General features: G+C 52.9%; 15 protein-coding genes, 1 tRNA gene and 1 pseudogene. 10 read left to right on the forward strand and 7 right to left on the reverse strand.

Annotated features, from left to right (window positions below):
• From B5E67_RS10825 to B5E67_RS10840, 4 genes and pseudogenes are all read left to right on the forward strand, one after another.
• A pseudogene (locus B5E67_RS10825) lies at nucleotides 1-858 on the forward strand (relaxase/mobilization nuclease domain-containing protein); the annotation flags it as partial.
• Complete coding sequence (locus tag B5E67_RS10830) at nucleotides 839-2,176, forward strand: phage/plasmid primase, P4 family (RefSeq protein ID WP_087385304.1); 1,338 nt, start codon at nucleotides 839-841, stop codon at nucleotides 2,174-2,176. The pseudogene B5E67_RS10825 and the gene B5E67_RS10830, both read left to right, overlap by 20 nt.
• Before the next feature lie 323 nt (nucleotides 2,177-2,499).
• The gene (locus B5E67_RS10835; protein ID WP_242956946.1) at nucleotides 2,500-2,793 is read left to right on the forward strand and encodes a helix-turn-helix domain-containing protein; all 294 of its coding nucleotides are present in this window, start codon (nucleotides 2,500-2,502) and stop codon (nucleotides 2,791-2,793) included.
• 14 nt (nucleotides 2,794-2,807) lie between these two features.
• Nucleotides 2,808-4,193 carry a site-specific integrase gene (locus tag B5E67_RS10840; protein WP_087385306.1) on the forward strand — a complete coding sequence of 462 codons (1,386 nt, stop codon included), beginning with the start codon at nucleotides 2,808-2,810 and terminating at the stop codon, nucleotides 4,191-4,193.
• A gap of 448 nt (nucleotides 4,194-4,641) precedes the next feature.
• Here the strand turns inward: B5E67_RS10840 and B5E67_RS10845 are convergent, their stop codons facing one another.
• The 6 genes from B5E67_RS10845 to B5E67_RS10870 form a co-directional block, all read right to left on the reverse strand.
• The gene (locus B5E67_RS10845; RefSeq protein WP_087385308.1) at nucleotides 4,642-5,517 is read right to left on the reverse strand and encodes an FRG domain-containing protein; all 876 of its coding nucleotides are present in this window, start codon (nucleotides 5,515-5,517) and stop codon (nucleotides 4,642-4,644) included.
• Between the two features lie 12 nt (nucleotides 5,518-5,529).
• On the reverse strand, nucleotides 5,530-7,002 hold the full coding sequence (locus B5E67_RS10850) for a restriction endonuclease subunit S (RefSeq protein WP_087385310.1): 1,473 nt from the start codon (nucleotides 7,000-7,002) through the stop codon (nucleotides 5,530-5,532).
• Complete coding sequence (locus B5E67_RS10855; RefSeq protein ID WP_087385312.1) at nucleotides 6,999-8,474, reverse strand: class I SAM-dependent DNA methyltransferase; 1,476 nt, start codon at nucleotides 8,472-8,474, stop codon at nucleotides 6,999-7,001. The genes B5E67_RS10850 and B5E67_RS10855 overlap by 4 nt, the downstream gene beginning before the upstream one ends.
• Before the next feature lie 16 nt (nucleotides 8,475-8,490).
• A complete protein-coding gene (locus B5E67_RS10860) occupies nucleotides 8,491-9,003 on the reverse strand; it encodes a hypothetical protein (RefSeq protein WP_204246549.1) in 513 nt (170 codons plus the stop codon).
• A gap of 3 nt (nucleotides 9,004-9,006) precedes the next feature.
• Nucleotides 9,007-11,355, reverse strand: coding sequence for a DEAD/DEAH box helicase family protein (locus B5E67_RS10865; RefSeq protein WP_087385314.1), 2,349 nt, complete (start codon nucleotides 11,353-11,355; stop codon nucleotides 9,007-9,009).
• A 483-nt stretch (nucleotides 11,356-11,838) separates the two neighbouring features.
• Nucleotides 11,839-12,651, reverse strand: coding sequence for a helix-turn-helix domain-containing protein (locus B5E67_RS10870; protein WP_087231760.1), 813 nt, complete (start codon nucleotides 12,649-12,651; stop codon nucleotides 11,839-11,841).
• A gap of 361 nt (nucleotides 12,652-13,012) precedes the next feature.
• Here B5E67_RS10870 and B5E67_RS10875 point away from each other — a divergent pair, with 361 nt between their 5' ends.
• The 5 genes from B5E67_RS10875 (at nucleotide 13,013) to B5E67_RS10895 (ending at nucleotide 18,612) form a co-directional block, all read left to right on the forward strand.
• Complete coding sequence (locus B5E67_RS10875) at nucleotides 13,013-13,615, forward strand: CHC2 zinc finger domain-containing protein (RefSeq protein ID WP_242956948.1); 603 nt, start codon at nucleotides 13,013-13,015, stop codon at nucleotides 13,613-13,615.
• Nucleotides 13,612-14,952 carry a phage/plasmid primase, P4 family gene (locus B5E67_RS10880; RefSeq protein WP_087385316.1) on the forward strand — a complete coding sequence of 447 codons (1,341 nt, stop codon included), beginning with the start codon at nucleotides 13,612-13,614 and terminating at the stop codon, nucleotides 14,950-14,952. The genes B5E67_RS10875 and B5E67_RS10880 overlap by 4 nt, the downstream gene beginning before the upstream one ends.
• 983 nt (nucleotides 14,953-15,935) lie before the next feature.
• Entirely contained in the window at nucleotides 15,936-16,886 is a 951-nt protein-coding gene (gene mobV, locus B5E67_RS10885; protein WP_164474873.1) for a MobV family relaxase, read from the forward strand.
• A 15-nt stretch (nucleotides 16,887-16,901) separates the two neighbouring features.
• Nucleotides 16,902-17,213, forward strand: coding sequence for a helix-turn-helix domain-containing protein (locus tag B5E67_RS10890; protein ID WP_087231769.1), 312 nt, complete (start codon nucleotides 16,902-16,904; stop codon nucleotides 17,211-17,213).
• A 13-nt stretch (nucleotides 17,214-17,226) separates the two neighbouring features.
• Nucleotides 17,227-18,612, forward strand: coding sequence for a site-specific integrase (locus B5E67_RS10895; RefSeq protein ID WP_087385317.1), 1,386 nt, complete (start codon nucleotides 17,227-17,229; stop codon nucleotides 18,610-18,612).
• Between the two features lie 161 nt (nucleotides 18,613-18,773).
• Here B5E67_RS10895 and B5E67_RS10900 read toward each other — a convergent pair.
• Nucleotides 18,774-18,849 (reverse strand) — tRNA-Lys (locus B5E67_RS10900).
• Nucleotides 18,850-19,091: 242 nt separating this feature from the next.
• Between B5E67_RS10900 and B5E67_RS10905 the strand changes: the two genes are divergently transcribed.
• On the forward strand, nucleotides 19,092-20,273 hold the full coding sequence (locus B5E67_RS10905) for a DUF3048 domain-containing protein (RefSeq protein WP_087385318.1): 1,182 nt from the start codon (nucleotides 19,092-19,094) through the stop codon (nucleotides 20,271-20,273).
• Nucleotides 20,274-20,281 lie beyond the last annotated feature (8 nt).

Below are 20,281 nucleotides of genomic sequence, written 5' to 3' on the forward strand. Positions count from 1 at the left end.
GCCCTTCGGAGGCAAATCCGTTCTGTTCTGGCTAAGGCTACGAGTCTTGAGGAATTTTCCGCTCAGCTTTTGCAGGAGCATGGCGTCACCGTCAGTGAGAGCCGGGGGCGGTTCAGCTACCGAACCGCCGACCGGACCAAGCCCATCTCCTCCCGCAAGCTGGGCGATGATTTTTCCAAAGAGAAGGTTCTGGCCGTTCTCGCTGAAAATGCCGAACGGAAGAAAACCGCCAGTCTTCGCCGCTCCGATCCAACCCCCGACCGCATCAGTCGTCTGATTGACATTCAGGCCAAGCTGGCCGCGGGCAAGGGTGTAGGCTACGAGCACTGGGCCAAGGTGTTCAACCTCAAGCAAATGGCAAAATCCCTGGCGCTGTTCAACCGGTACAATTTGAACAGCGAGGAGGAACTGGACGCCCATGTCAAGGAACTAGCAGAAAAGTATGGCGAGGCTCGCAAGGTGGTGAAAGACCTGGAGGACCGCATCAAGGCCAACCAGGAACTGAGCCGCCATGTTTTGGCTTATGTCCAGAACAAGAAGCTACCTCAGCAGGTCAAGACGGCAAAGAACCCGGAGGCGTTTCGGGAACAGCACCGCGCTGAACTGACAGCGTATCAGGCGGCAGCCGCTTATTTCAAGGCCCAGAACATTACCAAACTGCCCAGCCTGAAACAGCTCGAAGCCGAGCGCGAACAGTTGATCTCGGAAAAGGCCCGGTTCTATGAGGCGTACCGCGAAGCGAAAAAGGCGTGGATGGAACTAAGCACCGCACAGCAAAACCTGGAGGCAATCGTCCGTAAAGAGGAGCGCTGCCAGGAAAAGGAACAAGGAGGGTTGAATGAGCTGGACAAAGGATGATGTCCGCGACGAAATGGATGAGCAGGAAGATGAGGAGGAAGAAATCCTCTGGATCGACAAAAAAGGGAAAATCGTGGAGGGCGCGTTCTGCGCCTGGTTTCTCCAAAAACATCCCCTGATGTGTCTGGACCAAAAATTATTTGATCTGGACGGCGAAGTCAACGAGGACCGGCTGCGCCACGAGATCCACCAGGAGATCCGGTCAGTTGCCCGCAACGACACCGCCAAAAAGACCAAACGGATTGTGGAGGCCATCAAGATGGAAACCTACCATGAGGAATGGGACGTTCAGCTGGACCGGATTCACCTAAAAAACGGCACCTATTACCTGGACGAGCGGGGCTTTGTTCCCGAAAAGGAACTCTGCCTCAACCGCTTTCCGGTGGAATACCTGCCGGACGCCCCAGCGCCGGAAACCTGGCTGGATTTTCTGAATGGGCTGCTGATGCCGGAAGATATCCCAACCTTACAGGAGTATCTGGGATATCTTCTTATCCCTTCCACCAAGGCCCAGAAGATGATGATTCTTACTGGCCGGGGCGGGGAGGGCAAGTCCCGAATCGGACTGGTAATCAAAAAGCTGATGGGTGATTCCGTGCAGATGGAGTCCATCCACCGGCTGGAAACCAACCGCTTCGCCAGCGCCAACTTGGAACACAAGCTGGTGATGGTGGATGACGATTTGCAGATGACGGCTCTGCCCGACACACGGAACGTCAAGTCCATCGTCACCGCCGAGGACAAGACCTGCATCGAACGAAAAGGAAAACAGGCCACTCAGGGCCGGCTCTATGTTCGGCTGCTCTGCTTCGGCAACGGCAATCTAATCGCAGTCAATGACAGCAGCGACGGCTTCTGGCGGCGGCAAATTTTGATTTCGGTGAAGGATCGTGACCCTAACCGGGTGGACGATCCTTTTCTGATTGACAAGATGGCTGCCGAACTGCCGGGGATTTTCCTATGGGCGCTGGAAGGACTCAAACGATTATTGGCCAACCAGTACCGCTTCACTCTCAGCGAACGAACCCGGAAGAATCTGGAGGCCGTCATGGCAGACGGGAACAACCTGGACCAGTTCATGGCCTCGGCCAAGTATCTCCGGTTTTCCGAAGATGGGGCGGCTCGGTCCACCCATCTGTTCTGCGCCTATTCCAGATGGTGCGTGGAGAACCTGGAGACGCCTGTCTCTCAGAAACGGTTCAGCCAGTTCCTTTTCAAGAGCGCGGGCAAATATGGCCTTACCTTCTCCAAGCACATCGGGGGCGAGTACCGGGGCTATAAGGGCGTGTCAGTCCGCCCGGATTGCGCCCTGAATTAAAAAATCTCCGGGAAGTGAAAATTTCCCGCCCTACGCGCCCGGTCTCTGGCAACAGATCTAATTTTTATTGCATTATCGTCTGTTTTTCAAATTCTCGTCCGCCCGCTTTGCCGCCCTAGAATCTGCCCGAGAGGGCGTTTCCGGGCGCATCCGGGCGGGAGGGCGGATCGGGCGGGTATTTTTGAATTCCTGCACAAAAAATTTCACAGGCAAAAAGGGCCGGAGCTGAACTGTCAGCTTCGGCTGTTACATCAATCTGGCCGGATTGAAAATCATCCACCTGGGATGGTTTGCCGGTCAAGATAGAAAAAAGGAGCGTGCATTTGAAAACAACTCAGAACACCGTGAATTTTGCCTGTGAAACCTTGCAATCCACTCCTGCATCCAGTACAATGGAGATGTCTCTAAACCCTGCCGTGGAACCTCAAAGCAGACCGCGTGCAGCTAGACTCGATCCTCTCGTTTACAAGGTGGAGGAGATCGCCCAGCTGTTGGCCATCTCTCCCCGCGCTGCCTATAACCTGTGCAACACCACCAGGGATTTCCGGGTGGTTCGCATCGGCACCAGCATCCGTGTAAACCGGCAGAGCTTCGACGCCTGGTTTGCCGCCCTCTGAGAAAGGGTTCAGCCATGGCATCCATTATGAAGCGCGGAAGCGCTTATTCCGTCCGATACACCTATATTGACCACCGAGGCAAAAAACATGAAGGCTGGGAGTCCTTCAAGACCAAGAAGGAAGCCTCCGAACGAAAAATCACGATTGAAAAGGAATTGCAGGATGGCACCTTCCTGATCCCCGATTCCATGACGGTTCAGGAACTGCTGGAAAAATGGATTCCGATTCAGTCCAGCAAGCACAAGTGGGCACCCAAGACCTACACGCATACGGTTGCAATGGTGCAGAATCTGATCGTCCCCTACATTGGGGGATTACAGGTGCAGAATGTACGCACCTTTGATCTGGAACAATTCTACACCACCCTGAGCCAGACCCCCAAAGGCCTGTACAAGCAGGGCAAAAAGCAAAAGTTGAGTGCGGAGCAGAAGAAACGTCACCTTACCGCCGCCTCAATCCACGAGGTTCACGCGCTGCTCAAGACGGCGTTTTCTTATGCGGTCGAATGGGAGCTGATCCACAAATCCCCTGTTCCCCGCGAGGCACCCAAGTTCACCTCGGAAGAACGCACCATCTGGGACGAGCACACCATGCTGGCAGCCCTTCAGACCATGGAGGACCCCGCTCTGCATCTGGCGGTTCACCTGAGTATGATCCTTTCGCTGCGAGTCGGTGAAATCCTCGGTTTGCAGCCGGGAGATCTGGACTTTGAGGCCGCCGACGGACGCGGAACGGTTACGGTGCGGCGTTCCATGCAGCGCACCGACAAGGTGGCCATGGAAAAGACCGACCCCAGCCAAATCCTCTATGTGTTCCCTGACCAGCGGGAGGGCAGCACTTCCTCTTTGATTCTGAAAAAGCCAAAGACCAAAAAGTCTCAACGTATTTTGTACATGACCAAACCTTTAAAGGATGAACTTTTGGCCTGGCTTGAAAAACTCAAGGAGGACGAGGCTAACTCTGACGGCCGCTACCGCAACTGCGGGCAGCTGTTCCGGCTTCCCAACGGCCTGCCGGTTGCCCCGGAAGCTCTATCCAAGTGGTACCGGGAGTGGCGGGACAAGCACCCTGAATTCGAGAAGATCGTTTTTCATGGGCTGCGCCACTCCAGCGCCACCTATCAGCTGATGCAGTCCGGGGGCGACTTCAAGTCGGTTCAGGGAAACACTGGGCACGCCACCGCGGGTATCCTGATGGACACCTACGCCCACACCCAGGACAAGCCCCGGATTGAGCTGGCGGAAAAGATCGAGGCCAATTTTTATAAGGAGGCTTCTTCTCCCGCCGCCCCAACTGCCCCGGCTGAGGCCGCCGGAATGACCGCAGAGAGCCTTTTGGAGCTGGTCCGGCAGATGAAACCCGAACAAAAACGGGAATTTGCCCGTCTCCTGTTCGCTTAAAATCTCATGGACGAATCGCCCGGGTGTACCCCATGCAGCCTATGCAGAGGGTGCAGGCTCTTCCCCGCCGATGTGCAGAAAATGTGCAGAAATGTGCAGCGGCCTGAAAAAAGAAAAATCCCACGATAAATCTTGCGATTTATCGTGGGATTTTGGTGCGCTCGTGGGAACTCGAATCCCAGGCCCTCTGATTAAAAGCGCAACCCGTGCGTCAATCATCCACCTTGGATTTCTCGATTTATCGCAATTTAATGACGTATCAACGCACGATATTCAACTTTTTGTTTTGCATCAAAAGGCAGATTTTGCACCTGTTGCAACCAGTGTACAGCTCTGAAACCGTGCAGATTCCGTGCAAAAACCGTGCAAGGTGTTTTTAGAAACTCCGAAGCAATTCACACACAAATGACTTGACGGCATTGTTTTGGGTGATAATCCTTTTATTAAATTATGTACTTTCAATCGAGGTTATCACACTTTTAACTTGATATTCTAATTCAGGGAAAAGGAAACCTTCATTTATATTTAAGAGATCCAGTTCTTTTATAATATTTGTTTTATACTCTTTAGGAATTTTCAGTTTTTTTATTACCGGGCATATCATTTTTTGCTGGTTTTCATTCAAGGGAAGCAAGCTCATAAATCTTTTTCCATAATTTCCTATGTTATCACTCACTTCCACCTTCTCCAAAGACATACCAAACAGCAAAAATCCGCCGCTCTGTTGGATAATTCTTTGATTTGTCATTCTAGGCAATATTGCGTGCGCAGGAACAAAAAGCGAATGCCATATTGAACTCTCAGCATCCTTATCACTTAAATCGCATAAAAATGGCATTCGCTTTTTTTCTCTCCTTACCAAACTCTCAATACACGTTTCTGGCTCGAAAACAAAATCTACAACAATTTTTACGGCCCAGTTATCTTCCCAAAATGTTGGAGTTGAAAAATAATAAAACGCGCCATCTGCATCCCTTTCATTTTGGCACGCAAAGTATAATGCAACAAGTGGATTCGTTGTTATATCCAACAATCGTGTAGGCAACCCGTAATGTTGCATTTTTACCAGCTTGTCAAAATTGTTATCAAATGCAAAATCCGCTGGTCTCCTCCTTTCTAATTCTTTAATATAGACCGATTCATTTTGAAATTTACCATCTCTATATACAGCAGGTTCTAATTTCCAATTATAGTTACCCTGTCCTCGATACCATGTCATATCATTTGTATTGGCATGATATTTTTTCAATGAATTGCTTTTCACAAAATCAATAATATCATTTGCGCTGTGTATTTCTATTGACGTTATTTCTTCAAATGACATTGTCTCCCCCACCTATTTTTGCTTCAACCTCTCGCACACCGCCAGTAGCTCCTCCAGCCTCTCTACAATACGTTTTTGTTCATCAAATGGCGGCAGAGGTATCGCTAATGGTACAATTTGTTTTAATGTAATACGTGTAATACCTGTTCCTTTCATTTGAGATCGTATATTTTTATAGAACAGATTTGATCTTAGCACATATACCAAATACCAAGCAAATATTCCATGTGTAAGTTTAAGTAAAGCCACACTAGAGAGCATACTAAATGGTTCTTCAATATTATTTACAGTTACCACTCCGGTTGTCGCGCCATCTTTAATTAGTAAAACATCACCCTTATCCGGATTACACCTGGAATAAATTTCATCGTGAATAGCTTTTGAAACATATGTGATGTTTTTCAGGTCAATCCCAGAATCCTTTATATTTTTTGCAGTTATATATTTATATTCGCCATCTTCGGAATTGGGTGGAGAATGATGTGTTCCATCTGTAATTTTGGAAACAACATCTCCTATTCTCACCCACATCCACCCCTCGGGTATCTCAAAGGGCTTCTCCTCCTCTGTGATCTCCGGCAGGGGTTTTTCTTTTTTGAGTTTGCCTTCCTTAATAAGCCGCTGTTTCTCGATCTGTATCTGTTCATACAGCTCCTGGGCGGTGCCTTCTTCGGGACGCTGTTCCACCAGTTTGCCCTGGATGGCCTGCTGGAGGATGGATTTTTTCATATCCTCGGGGAAACGGCGGTTGAAGTCCTCCAGTTTAGTCCATGCCTGCTCGTAGCGGTCCACCAGGGGCAGGAGTTCTTCGATTTTGGCGACGATGCTCTTTTGTTCGGCGAGGGGTGGGAGCGGGACAACGAGATTTAACATTGTTTCAGTTCCCACACGGGGCATTTTTACCCCATATGTAACAGAGTTTATAAGGGAATCCACATAGGGAGACTTTAGTACACATACCCAGTAGTATAAGTTTTGTTTGCCATATAGATAAAACGGCACTATTTCAGATGAACATATTCCGTCAGCTGGCGCTACAAGAACTTTTTTCAAATAAGGCCGCAACTTACTATAAAGAATCTGTTCTTTATGAAATCTTACTTTGTCACCAGTAATTTTTCGTTCAGATGCTTTGCAAAAAGAAACGATTTTACCAGATTCTTTTTCAATATCTTCCAAGTCCAATGACCACATGTTATCTGTGATTTCAGATGCCGATATTTTTTCTTTTCGTTGCCCATAGCTTGAAATATCCCCCAGCCTCACCCACATCCACCCATCGGGGATGTCAAATGGTTTTTCATTCTCGGTGATTTCAGGCAGGGGCTTTTCTTTTTTGATTTTACCCTCTTTGATCAGCCGCTGCTTTTCGGCCTGGATTTGGGCGTACAGCTCCTGGGCGGTGCCTTCTTCGGGGCGCTGCTCCACCAGTTTGCCTTGAATGGCAAGCTGCAAAATGCTGTTTTTGAGTTCCTGCGGGGTCATTCGGCGGCACCTCCCAGGGCAGCGGTGATCTCGGCCAGGACGCGGTCGATCTCGGCGTTCAGCGAGGCTCGCTGCTCCTCGTAGCGGTGGATCAGGTCCAGCGGGGCCAGGATCTCTTCTTCCTCGTGGGGATAGCCGCACTGGTCCAGGTTGTAGCCCAGCTCTTCCTCCAGCTGCCGGACGGTGAACTGCCGGGCCTTGTCGAAGCCGTCCACCGTCAGCTCCTGACGGTCGTTCCACCACGCTTCCGCCGGGGCGAAGTGTTCCAGCTTCATGGGCTTGGTCTTGCTGAAGTGCTTGTACCCTTCGGGCATATCCAGCCGGTAGAACCAGGTGGAGCGGGTGGGGCCGGTGCGATCAAAGAACAAAATATTGGTGGTGATGGAGGTATAGGGGGAAAAGACGCTGCCCGGCAGACGGATGATGGTATGCAGGTTGAATTCATGCAGCAGTTTCTTTTTGATGTTCAGCTTGGCGTTGTCAGTGCCGAACAAAAAGCCGTCGGGCAGGATGACGGCCGCCCGGCCGCCGGGCTTGAGCCGGTACATGATCACCGACATGAACAGGTCGGCGGTCTCGCTGCTGGCCAGGTCGGCGGGAAAGTGGCTTTTCACGTCGGCCTTTTCACTGCCGCCGTAGGGCGGGTTCATCAGAACCACGTCGAAGCAGTCCTCCGGGGTGTAGTCCAGCACGTCGTGCAGCAGGGTGTTGTCGTGGTAGACCTGGGGGTTGTCCAGGTTGTGCAGCAGCAGGTTGGTGATGCAGAGCATATAGGGGAACTGCTTTTTCTCGATGCCATAGACGGAATTACTGAAAGCCGCCTCGTCCTCAGTGGTCCTGACCTGCTTGTGCAGCTCCTTCAGCCAGCTGGTCAGAAAACCGCCGGTGCCGCAGGCAAAGTCCGCCATCCGCTCCCCGATTTTGGGGCGGATCATCCGGGCCATAAAGTCGGTGACGGCACGGGGCGTATAGAATTCGCCAGCCGTCCCAGCGCTTTGCAGCTCCTTCAGAATGGTCTCGTAAATCTCGCCGAAAGCGTGGCTTTCCTCGTAGTCGTCCAAGTGCAGCTCGTCAATGGTATTGATGACCTGCCGCAGCAGGACGCCGTCCTTCATGTAGTTGTTGGCGTCGGCAAAGGTGGTCTGGACAATGGCCTTGCGGATGGGGGTATCGGCATCCACCGGCAGGTTTTTCAACGTCGGGAACAGGGTATTGTTGACAAAATCCAGCAGCTTGTCCCCGGTCATTTCTTTTCCGTTTTTCTGGGCGGCCCAGTTTTCCCAGCGGCAGGGCTCGGGAATGATGGACTGGTAGTTCTCGTCCTCCCATTCCCAGTCCGCCTCTTTGGTGGCGTACACCTTCAAAAACAGCAGCCAGGCAATCTGCTCGATACGCTGGGCGTCGCCGTTGATGCCGGCATCGTTGCGCATAATATCCCGCAGCCGCTTGACAAATCCTGTTAAATTGCTCATGCGTCAAATAACCTCATCATTGTCCATATCGTTCAAACATTTCTTCTACGCGCACTTCAGTAAAGCGCCATTCGTCCGGCAACTTGTCCACCGTTCCGTAGGCCGATGCTTTTGGCCCCCATGTATGATTTTCGTAGAGGATGCTTTCACCGCGGCCTCCGGCTTCTTTACAGAGTATCTCTGCCACTTCTTCTGGAGAGGCCAAATACATTCTTGGCATCTCGAATGCATCGGTGTTTTGGAATTGCACAAAGCAGAAGATAGTCTTTTTATGATGTCTGTTTAGCCATTCCTGTGCTGCCTCGTGATAACTGCGTCCCTTCTTGAAGGTCTGTGTCAAACTCCAAGCTCCATCCTGACTGCCTTTGACTGATATTTTCAGCATTTTCTCCCCCGAAACTACAATCAGGTCGTATTCGGGCTGGTTCGCACCATATTGGACCGATACATCATAGGAAAGTCTTGCAAATTGCGCTGCCGCAAATGCTTCGGCCGAAACACCAACGTGCCAATGCGTCATTTTCTTCATCTTTTATCCTACCTCCTTTGGCTCAGCATAAATTTCTTTTTCCAATTCTTTGACTGCCCGGCGGTAGCCGTCCCGTCCGCCAAAATAGCTTGCGATCTTGGCGGGCTTGCCCATCTTGAGGAAGGGGTCCAGCTTGAGGACCTCCGTTTTCTCAATCTCATAGATGCCGATGTTGCAGTATTTGTCCAGCAGCGCTTCCAGCACCTGGCGGGCCGCGCCGCTGTACTTGCTCAGGAAGTCCCGCTTTTTCACATTGTTGGCCCGCTCCCTGCGGGTCAGGGGCTTCCTGTCAAAGGCCACATGGCAGATGAAGTCGAAGTCATCCACATCGGTCATCCCCTGCTCTGCTTTCACCTGTTCCAAGTCAATGCCCCGCTGGCGCAACAGATCGCGGATGGCTTCCTTCTTGTCTTGCGTGCTCCATTGGTGGATGAAGTTGTCCAGAGAGGCATACCGGCCAAGGATGTTTTCTTTGGTATAGTCTATGATGCTTTCCTGACGCAGCAGTTTGCCGTCGGTGTCGTAGATGGAAACAGTTTTCTGAATGATACGGACCTTACAGCCGTTTTCGTCCACGATGGGGGTAGGCAGCTTTGCGCTGCCGTCGTGATCATCCTTGCCCGGCGCTTTTTCCTGCGGGGGCAGGTCCTTCCCTTGTCCTTTGGCTGTTCCGAATTCCTCGTCGATCTCCAGAGGGCCGTCCCAGTCGGGGTCAGCAAACAGCCGGGTGACGTTGCGGAAATCCATCATGGCGAAATGAGTCTTGCCCTCTTTTTCCCGCAGGCGGGTGCCCCGCCCAAGGATCTGCTTGAACTCGGTCATTGAGCCAATCATCTCATCCAGCACGATCAGCTTGGTCATTTTGATATCGGCCCCGGTGGACAGCAGTTTGGAGGTTGTCGCAATCACCGGATATTTCTCCGTTGTAGAGCGGAAATAGTCCAACTTACTCTTTCCCACATCATCACTGCCGGTGATCCGCACCACATAGTCCGGGTTCTGTTTCATCATGTCCTGATTCAGCTGTGCCAGCATATCCCGCATGCGCAGGGCTGCATCCTCGGTGGCACAGAACACAATGGTGCGGGCCATCCGGTCGGTGCTCTTGAGGTATCGGGTGATCTCCTGGGCCACTTCGCGGATGCGGTCCTCTATAATGATGTTGTAGTCGTAGTCGCTGTTGGTATAGATGCGGTCGGGAATCTCATTGCCATAAATGTCCAACTGCCCCCTTCGGGGCCGCCAGCCCTCCCCAATGTTGGTCATGACATTGATGACCTTGAACGGCGCAAGAAAGCCGTCCTCGATGCCTTCTTTCAGGCTGTAGGTATAGACCGGCTCGCCAAAATAGCTGAGGTTGGAGATGTACTTGGTTTCCTTGGGGGTGGCGGTCATGCCGATCTGCACAGCATCCGAAAAATATTCCAGCACCCGCCGCCAGCGGCTTTCCTCCTTGGCCGATCCTCGGTGACACTCGTCTACGATGATCAGGTCGAAGAAATCCGGTGCGAACAGCTCGCTGAAGTGTTCCTGGTCGTCATCGCCCACCAGCTGCTGGTACAGGGAAAAATACACCTCATAGGATGTGACGGTGTTTTTCTGGTCCTTTTTCACATTGACCTTGTGGATGGTCTTTTGCAGCGGGGCAAAGTCCTGCTCGATGGATTGATCCACCAGCATATTGCGGTCAGCTAGGTAAAGGACCTTGTGTACCGTTTCGCTCTTCAAAAGCCGGTAGACGATCTGGAACGCGGTGTAGGTTTTGCCGGTTCCGGTGGCCATCACCAGCAGCAGCCGTTTTTGTCCCCGGGCGATGGTGTCAACAGTCCGGTTGATGGCGATCCTCTGGTAGTAACGTGGCGGGTAGGTAGCCTGGCTGGAAAAATAGGGCTGTGCCATGGCCGCCTCCTGAGCGGGCGTCAGGCCGGATTCCCGCTTATAGCGGTCGGACAGTTCGGCCTCCGTGGGGAATTCATCCATTCCAAATTGCCGCTCGGCCCCGGTGAGGAAATCGTGCTCGGCAAAGCCGTCCCCATTGGAACTGAAAGCAAAGGGCAAATCCAGCATTTTGGCATAGTCCATCGCCTGCTGCAGCCCCGCCGATACCTGGTGATTGTTATCTTTTGCTTCCACCACTGCGATGGGATTGTTTGCGCTGAGGTAGAGCAGGTAATCCACCCGTTTGCCAGGCTGCCGCACCGCAAGGTTACCCTTCAGGCTGATCTTGCCATCGGTAATTTGGGGCTCCATGGTGATCTTTTGGCGTTCCCATTTGGAAGTCAACGCAGGGGTAATGTATTGCAGCTTAATATCCTCTTCTGTCATGTTCTGCTTCAGAATGATCGGCTCCATAAACGTCCCCCTTTTCCCTACATGACAGGAACAAACCATCGCGCTTCGACAAACTGTTTTATTCAGTATAGCATAATGGACAGGGCGGCTCAAGGTGACAGATGCCATTTTAGCAAAGATGCCGGGTCATAAATTGGACCGCTTTGTGTTTTCTTTTGCCCCACGGTCCTCTCCATCCTTGCGACGGCTACTCATTTATGGAGTAGCTGCCCGGCAATGCGCAAAGAACCGCTTGCCGCCCGTTGCAGCCGGAAGAATCCAAAGAAACCGCGCCGGGGTTTCGTGGCACACGACTTTGCTTGCAAAGTCTAGTGTGTTATACCTTTGCGAAGGAGAGGGCAGCAGAAGCATACTCTGCATTTCCTGTTCAGGCGATGAAACCCACCAAAATGAAAGGCTGGCAGATGGTGCAAATTGCACCCGTCTGCCAGCCTTTCGCCCTCTGCGGAGCAAAGGTATACAAGCCCCGCCGCAGTGGCCGTCCTATTTCTTTGAGCGTTTTCCTCTCTGGCTGGCCCCACCTTTGAGCAGATTGGATTTCTTGCAAATCTCTACCAGCCAATGTTTCTCGTTGTCGGTCAGTTTGCTGTAATTGATTTGGTTCTGCTTGCAAAACAGCATCATCAGCTTTTCAACCTTGCTGCCCTTGACCTGTGAGATTTCCTCTAAAGATTCCTTGAATTCGGCTAAAGGAGACTCCACCGACGCACTGGACGTATCTTTGGAATGCTGCTGTTTGAGGTCAGTCAAAATTCGCTCCACATCATTACTCACAACACGGGCAAAGTATTCATCTTCGTCGATCTGCGCTGCCTTCAATGCCCGCAGAGTATTGTCCTCTTTCGGGTCGTACTTCTCCACGATTGAGGTTCGTACCGATTCCAGCAAGGCGTTCAGGTTCCGAATCTGCATAGACACCATACCGTCCACATAAATCTCCATATCCGCCATCAGGCGCGGGAACTCCGGGTGGGTAATAAGCTCACAGAAAAGCCGGTTGTTTATCCTTCCACTTTTTAGCATTTCTATTGCTTCATCGCTCAGATGCAAGTCCGCAAGGACTGCGTCTGAGCGATTTTTGTTTTCCACCAGACCCAAAAGGTAATCTGTCATCACATCATAGAAACCCGCCAGCTTAGTGATGGCAAACAGGCTTATGTCCCCTGATTCATTTGTCTCATACTTGCCAAGGGCCGCTTTTGACAGGCCCGTTTGAGCTGCCAGTTCCTCCAGAGTGCAGCCCCGTTCAATGCGCAGGTCCTTGAGGCGTTCGCCTAACGTCAGCTTTGTATGCATTTCTTACCTCCATCCGATGGGTGGGTTGGCGATTTATCATTTTAGTATACCATATTAATGCTGTTTTGTCCAAGAGCGTGGAAATCGAGGGGTTTTGAGGCAAATTTCCAACCTCTTGGACATACGGGAAAGCTCTGGATTTTCTGTTATACTGTCTCCAATGTAAAATTGAATGACCGTCCTCACCGCCCAAACCGCCACGACCTCCACCCGGAGCGAGCGCCCGAAAGGGATGGCACAGCGCCCTCAGAGATGAGTGGTTGCCTGCCAGAAGCGATGAGGGAGGACCGGCAAACTTTATCCGACCGGGCACACGGCAAGGCACCGTGTGCCCTCACCCTGTTAAGATTGCGAGGTGTAAATGATTCTTTTTAAGACAGTAAAAGAATCTATCACTGTCAAGCAGGCCGCGGCCCTGTACGGCCTGCCCATCACGACCACCGGGATGACCCGGTGCCCCTTCCATGAGGACCACACCCCCAGCATGAAGCTGAACGACGCCTATTATTACTGTTTCGGCTGCGGAGCCACCGGCGACGTGATCGACCTCACCGCCCACATATTCGACCTTAGCAGCCTACAGGCTGCCCGGAAACTGGTTCAGGATTTTGACCTCAGCCCGGACAAGCCCCCATCCGGCGCGGTTACACTGCCCAAGCCGCTCACCGCCATTTTCGATACCCAGCAAGAGGATATTGCCTACTGTCTACGGGTCCTCCATGACTACCGCGACCTGCTGACCCAGTGGCAGACAGAGTTTGCTCCCCTCTCCCCGGAGGAACCGCTGAACGAGCGCTTCGTGGAAGCTTTGCACATGTTGGATGTCGTAGATGACCTTATGGATTGTCTGGCTTTTGGGCCGCCCTCCCAGAAGGCGGCCGCTGCCAAGCGCCTGCTGGATGGTCAACTTCTGCCCAGAATGGAAGCCCGCTTGGACACCCTCAAAGCAAAGGAGGTCGCATGAAAAGCAAAACCTACCGGCCCAGCTCCAACGACCCAGTTTGGCTGGAAGAAGGGCATCGAATCAACGAAGCGGTTTTCTGTGAGACCTTCATGTCCACACACAAAATCATTTTCTGCAACGGCTCTTTCTTTACCGAAGATGGCCGTGTCACCGACGAAATGCCTCTGCGCAGCATGATTTATGAGGAGCTGCGGGACTATGCCAGCAGCAACGTAGCCCGCAAGGTGGGCAATATCCTGGACTTGCTCAAGCTTTCTGCCCAGGTGGATAACTTCCGTCCAGTCACCAACTGCATCCACCTGGCCAATGGAACCCTGCACTTGGATGGAAGTTTTCAGGAGGGCAAGCCGGAAGTGGTCCGCAACCGGCTTCCCGTTCGGTATAACCCCGCAGTGGCCCAGCCTGTCCACTGGCTGCGGTTCCTGTCCGCCCTGCTCTACCCCGAAGATATTCCCACGGTTCAAGAATTTATCGGGTACTGCCTTATCCCCAGCAATAAGGGCCAGAGGATGATGGTCCTCAAGGGCCGCGGCGGTGAGGGCAAAAGCCAGATCGGCGTGGTGTTGTCCAGTCTGTTCGGCACCAATATGAAAGACGGCAGCATCGGCAAAATATCAGAAAACCGCTTTGCCCGGGCCGATCTCGAGCACATCCTGCTCTGCGTGGATGACGATATGCGGATGGAGGCTCTGCGGCAAACCAATTACGTCAAGTCCATTGTCACGGCCCAGGGCCAGATGGACCTGGAACGGAAGGGCAAACAGAGCTACCAGGGCTGGATGTATGCCAGGCTGCTGGCCTTCAGCAACGGAGACTTACAAGCCTTGTATGATCGCTCGGACGGCTTCTACCGGCGACAGTTGGTCTTGACCACCAGGGACAAGCCCGCCGACCGGGCAGATGACCCGAATATCGCCGAGAAGATGGCTGCTGAGGCCGAAGGAATTTTCCTGTGGGCCTTTGAAGGGTTGCGGCGTCTCGTTCGAAACGACTTCAAGTTCACCGAGAGCGACCGCGCCCGGCGCAACCGGGAGCTTGTCAAGCGGGACAGCAACAACTTCTTCGACTTCATGGAGGCAGAAGATTATATCTGGCTCAAGGCGGATGCCTGTATCAGCTCCAAAGACCTTTACGCCATTTATAAGATGTGGTGTGAGGAGAACAACCTGGTACCCCTGAAAGCCCGGAGCTTCAGCGATAACCTGATCGCCAATCTGAAAAAGTACAACCTGGAGCACACCAACAATATTGTCAACTCGGCAGGCCGCCGTGTATGGGGCTACCTGGGAATTGAAGCCCTGGTCCGGCCGGAGATGCCTACCTCTTCCTGGGGATAAAACTGTATATGGGAGAACTTGGCCTTTTTGCTATGTACGTATGTACGAGGCCAGTACAGACGCATCCGGCATAAGGCTCCAGAGAGTGTAACCGTTTGTTACTCCCTTGAAGTGGCTGTGACCAAATTGGTCACTACCAGAATCTCTTGATTTGACGCTCGAGTTCTGATTCACGAAATTGAAGTGGCTGTTCCCATTTTGGGAACAGCCAAAATCATGTATATGGGAGCACTTCGCCTTTTTGCTATGTACGTATGTACGAAGTCTGTACACGCACGTACATAGCGAAAATCCTAAAACACGCCACATACGCAAATCCTTTATAAGGCTAAAGTGGTAGTGGGCATTTTGTCCACTACCACACTGAGTTGATCAAATTTTCACGGTGGCAACTCGGCTTTAGTGGCAGTGGATCTTTTCGGAAGTGCATCTGCTTTGGTCCAATCCTTGTAATCAAGTGGTCAATTTGACCACTTGATCTTGCACAATAGAAGTTCGAGTTGATGTAAAAGAATCAACGGACAGATTTTGTCCGTTGATTTTCTGGAATGCCGAGATGTTCACCTTTCACCGCTATGTACGCACTAACCCCCCCGTACGCACGTACATAGCGAAAAGCCCAAAACGTGCTATATACGCAATCCTTTATGACACTGAAGTGGCCTGGGTCAAAATGACCCAGGCCACTCCTCTCCGATCAAGTTCCCATTTTGAGAACTTGATTTGAGATGGAACACCTTCTATCCCCTTATATAAATCAGTTGGTCATTTTGACCAACTGATAAAAGAGGATGTATCAATAATCAAGTGGTCAAAATGAACACTTGATTTTAGTTTGGTTGGTGCTGGACATTTTGTCCAGCACCACTTTTGTAATCGAAGCTCATCCATCCAAAAGAAAGGAGTTTGTACTATGCCCGTCACCAATATGATTGAATTGCCAAAAAGGAGGGCCGTCCTTGAGCCAACCACAATATGCCATCATGCGCTTCGCCAAGTACAAGGGGCCGGAGATATCCAACATCGAAGCCCACAACGAGCGTACTAAAGAAAAGTACGCCAGCAACCCTGATATTGACCGCTCCCGCAGCAAGTACAACTTCCACCTGATCGAGCCAACCGGCAGGTATAGGGCAGAGGCCGAGAATCAAATCCAGGCTGCCGGATGCCGTACCCGAACAGACAGCGTCCGGGTGGTGGAGGTTCTGTTCACCGCTACGCCGGAGTTTTTCAAAGGCAAGAAGCTGCCCGAAGTCCGGCGCTACTTTGAAGAAGTGCTCTGCTTCTTCGAGCAATACCAATCCAGAGAAACGATCATCTCCGCCGTGGTGCATATGGACGAGAAAACGCCCCATATGCACCTTTCTTTTGTTCCGCTGACCGCAGACGGCCGCCTGAGTGCCAAGGAGATCGTGGGCAACAAAAAGAAGCTGACCTGGTGGCAGGACAAGTTCTGGGAACACGTGGTCCAAAAATACCCCGACCTGGAGCGCGGCGAGAGCGCAAGCCAGACGGGACGCGACCACATCCCACCCCGCATTTTCAAGGAGATGACCCGCCTCAACAAGCAGCGCCAGAAGTTGGAGGAACTGCTTACCGGCATCGGGCCTCTTAATAGCAAAAAGCGGGCCGCCGAAATCTCCAAACTGCTGGACGGTTATATCCCGGCTGTGGAGAAGATGCACACTCAGCTCAAGAAGTACAACGTAGCCTTCACCGAGACGGCCACAGAGAACAAGCAACTGAAAAAGAAGGCCGCCGAGTTGGAGCAATCTCTGGAAGCCGCCACCAAAACCAGCGTCCTCAAGGAGCTGCGGGACGCACAGCTCCGGCGCGATTATGAGGATGCTCTGGCATTGCTGGAACGGATACCGAAAGAGGTTTTGGACGAATTCAGGAGGCCCAAAGCCGCCCAGCGTACTGCCGAACTTTGAACCATGAAAAGGAGAATGCCAATGAAGAAAAATAACAACACACCCACAAATTTCACCTCAGAAACCTTGCAAAACACCCCCGAAACCGGTACAATGGAATCAGTCACCCAAAACAATGCCGTCAAGTCTCCGAACTCTGACCTGAAACAGCCCGAACGGAAAGCCTGTGTCTACACGGTGGAGGAGGTGGCGCAGATGCTGGCCATCAGCCTGCGCTCTGCCTATAACCTGTGCAACAGCACCACCGAGTTCCGTGTCTTACGGGTAGGCGGAAGCATCCGCGTCCCCAAGGACAGTTTTCACGCCTGGCTGTTCCGGGCAGCCTGACAAGGAGGCAGTTATGGCATATATCACCAAACGCGGCGGCTCTTATGGCGTCCGCTACACCTACCAGGACGAGCACGGCAAAAGCTGCGACAAATGGGAAAGTTTCTCCACCAAAGAGGAGGCGATGAACCGCAAAAAGCAGGTCGAGCACGAGCTGGCCAGCGGCACCTTCCTGATCCCTTCAACGGTAACGGTCGGTGAGTTCCTGATGGACTGGCTGCCCAAACAGTGCAGCAAGCATAAGTGGGCACCCAAGACTTATCAGTCCAATCTGTCCACCATCCAAAACCTTATTGTTCCCTATATCGGAAACATGGAGATGCAGAAGCTCAAGCCTTATCACTTGGAGAACCTGTACAGCACTCTGAGCAAGACGCCTTGCGGCCAGTATATCGAAGGCAAAAAGCAGAAGCTGACCCCCAAACAAAAGCAGCGGCTGCTTTCCGGTACCACCATCCATGAGGTCCACCGATTGCTGCACACCGCATTCCTCTATGCGGTGGAGTGGGGCATTCTACTGAAAAGCCCCGTCCCTCTGGAAGGCCCCAAAAAGACTACCCAGGAGCGGAGCATCTGGAGCGTTGAGGAAATGCGGGCGGCCCTCGCCAGCATGGAGGACCCTATCCTTCATCTGGCGGTCCACCTGACTCTGGTTGGCGCACTGCGGGAAGGCGAAGTGGCAGGGCTTACCCCGGAAGACATCGACTTTGACGCCGCCGGCGGGGTCGGCACCTTTTCAGTCAACAAGTCGATGCAGCGGGTACAGAAAGAATCTCTAAGCCAAGTAGGCGACAGTTGTGTGTTAAAAGCCTTTGAGGACAAGCGGGAGGGCAGCAAGACCCTTCTGATTCTAAAAAGCACCAAAACAGATGCATCTCGCCGGATCATCTTCCTGACCGCCGCTCTCCGGGAGGAACTGAAATGCTGGCTGGAACAGTTAAAAGCCGACGAGTCCCGTGCACCAGAACGCTACCACGACAGCGGAATGCTTCTCCGCCTGCCCAACGGTCAGGCCGTGGAGCCGGTCCTCATCCGCAAAAAGTTCCTCAAGTGGCAGGACGCGCACCCGGAATTTCCCCGCATCGTTTTTCATGGGCTGCGGCATTCCAGTGCCACCTACCAGCTGATGATCTCGGGCGGCGATGTGAAAGCCGTACAAGGCACGACAGGCCATGCCAGCGCGGATATGCTGGTCAATACCTATGCCCATATCCAGCAGACTTCCCGCAAAGAGCTGGGACAAAAGTTCGAGGAGAGCTTTTACAAGGAAGCCGGTAAGCCCGCTCAACCGTCTGAGATAGCCGGTGAGACCGCCATCTCCATGTCCGCCTTGCTCGATCTGTTGAATAACGCCGACCCTGCGGTGAAGGCACAGCTCCGCTTGGCCCTCATGACCTGATGCAAATTCAGGCACAAACTGCAAAGGAATTCCACAGGATATAAAATCCTCCTGCGAAAAGCCTGACCGTGCAGAAACCGTGCACCGACCGTGCACTCCCCGCCTTTGGGCGGGTACATAAAAAGAAAAAGCGTCAAATCTTACGATTCAACGCTTTTCTTTGGTGCGCTCGCGGGAACTCGAATCCCGGGCCCTCTGATTAAAAGTCAGATGCTCTACCGACTGAGCTACGAGCGCATATTTGGGGGCAGAAAAACTGCACAGTGCTATACTGCCCGACTATTCTACCACAGCTGAAGCCAAATTGCAAGACCTGACGCAAAAAAGTCCGCCGGCGCGGCAGGAAGTTCCTCTTTACAAAGGAAAACAAAATAGTTACAATGGGAGATATACAGCGTGCCCGGCTTTGCACGTTCCTGTGCGCCAGGACACCGGGCGGAGCCCCGTCCCCCACACCACTGTAAAGGAGCGATAGATTTATGAAGATCACTCGCCGTCTGCTGCTGCGCTGCTCGGCAGTTTTTGCCGGCTGCCTGGTTTTTACCGGCGCCAGCACCAAGGGCAGCTTCATGGATTGGCTGCAAAAGGTGTTCGGCAAGGAGGAAGCCGCTTCCTCCAGCGCCGCCTCCTCTGCTGCCTCCTCCCAGCCTGCTGCCAGCAGCGCCCCGGCGTTGCCCCCCTACGATGCCGACCCCCTCACCGGTGAAGCCAAGACCGGCAACGGCCGGATCATCGGCGTCATGGTCAACAACATCTGCAACAGCGCCCGCCAGAACGCCCGGCCCCACCGTGGCCTGTCGTCGGCCTCCATCCTCATCGAGTCCAAGGTGGAGGGCAACATCAGCCGCCTGTGCGCCCTTTATAACAATGTAGACGCCATCCCCGAGGTGGGTCCCCTGCGCTCGGGCCGGGACCAGTTCCTCCAGCTGATTATGCCCTGGCAGGGTCTGTATTACCACGACGGCGAGAGTGTGTTCTGCACCCAGCACATCAGCCAGTGGAATTATTCCGGCCTGAACATCGGCGGCAAGAGCTACTTCAACACCCCCACCCATCCCCATGTGGCCCATCGGGACAGCCGGGGCGGCGTGGTGGCCTATGAGCACACCGAGTTCACCTCGGGGCCCGAGATCCGTCAGGCCGCCCAAAACGCATCCATCGGCCTGACCTACAACTACGACACCACCTTCTTCCCCTTCACCGACTACCGCACCGGCGAGATCGAGCTGCTGGAGGGTTATGAGGCCGCCCGGTCGGTCACCGTCCGCCATTCGGCCAACTATCAGTCTGCCTTCAGCTACAGCAGCCCCGACAAGGTCTACCGGATGCAGATGTACAGCGCCCGCACCGGCCAGTTTGAGGCCGCTGTGGACGAATTGAACGGCCAGCAGCTGGCCTTTGAGAACCTGGTGGTCTGCTTTGCCCCCATCGCTGCCTATCCCGGCGACTCGGGCGATGTCCAGCAGGTCCAGTATATCGCCGGCGGCGAAGCCTACCTCTTTACCCGCGGCCGGGTGCGGGTCTGCCAGTGGTCCAAGCTGGCCCCCGACCTGCCTCTGGAACTGACCGACAACGGCCAGCCGGTGTCCCTGAACCGCGGCCGCACCTATCTGGCCATCGTGGACGAGGACGAGCAGGGTTACTTCACCTTCAATGCCTGATTTTGGAA

It is taken from the genome of Faecalibacterium sp. An122 (assembly GCF_002160895.1).
Taxonomy (GTDB): domain Bacteria; phylum Bacillota; class Clostridia; order Oscillospirales; family Ruminococcaceae; genus Faecalibacterium.

Coding starts and splice junctions, on each gene's coding strand:
- B5E67_RS10830 (WP_087385304.1), top strand. CDS start 839: ATGAGCTGGACAAAGGATGATGTCCGCGACGAAATGGATGAGCAGGAA.
- B5E67_RS10840 (WP_087385306.1), top strand. CDS start 2,808: ATGGCATCCATTATGAAGCGCGGAAGCGCTTATTCCGTCCGATACACC.
- B5E67_RS10845 (WP_087385308.1), bottom strand. CDS start 5,517: ATGTCATTTGAAGAAATAACGTCAATAGAAATACACAGCGCAAATGAT.
- B5E67_RS10850 (WP_087385310.1), bottom strand. CDS start 7,002: ATGACCCCGCAGGAACTCAAAAACAGCATTTTGCAGCTTGCCATTCAA.
- B5E67_RS10855 (WP_087385312.1), bottom strand. CDS start 8,474: ATGAGCAATTTAACAGGATTTGTCAAGCGGCTGCGGGATATTATGCGC.
- B5E67_RS10860 (WP_204246549.1), bottom strand. CDS start 9,003: ATGAAGAAAATGACGCATTGGCACGTTGGTGTTTCGGCCGAAGCATTT.
- B5E67_RS10865 (WP_087385314.1), bottom strand. CDS start 11,355: ATGGAGCCGATCATTCTGAAGCAGAACATGACAGAAGAGGATATTAAG.
- B5E67_RS10870 (WP_087231760.1), bottom strand. CDS start 12,651: ATGCATACAAAGCTGACGTTAGGCGAACGCCTCAAGGACCTGCGCATT.
- B5E67_RS10875 (WP_242956948.1), top strand. CDS start 13,013: ATGATTCTTTTTAAGACAGTAAAAGAATCTATCACTGTCAAGCAGGCC.
- B5E67_RS10880 (WP_087385316.1), top strand. CDS start 13,612: ATGAAAAGCAAAACCTACCGGCCCAGCTCCAACGACCCAGTTTGGCTG.
- mobV (WP_164474873.1), top strand. CDS start 15,936: ATGCGCTTCGCCAAGTACAAGGGGCCGGAGATATCCAACATCGAAGCC.
- B5E67_RS10890 (WP_087231769.1), top strand. CDS start 16,902: ATGCCAATGAAGAAAAATAACAACACACCCACAAATTTCACCTCAGAA.
- B5E67_RS10895 (WP_087385317.1), top strand. CDS start 17,227: ATGGCATATATCACCAAACGCGGCGGCTCTTATGGCGTCCGCTACACC.
- B5E67_RS10905 (WP_087385318.1), top strand. CDS start 19,092: ATGAAGATCACTCGCCGTCTGCTGCTGCGCTGCTCGGCAGTTTTTGCC.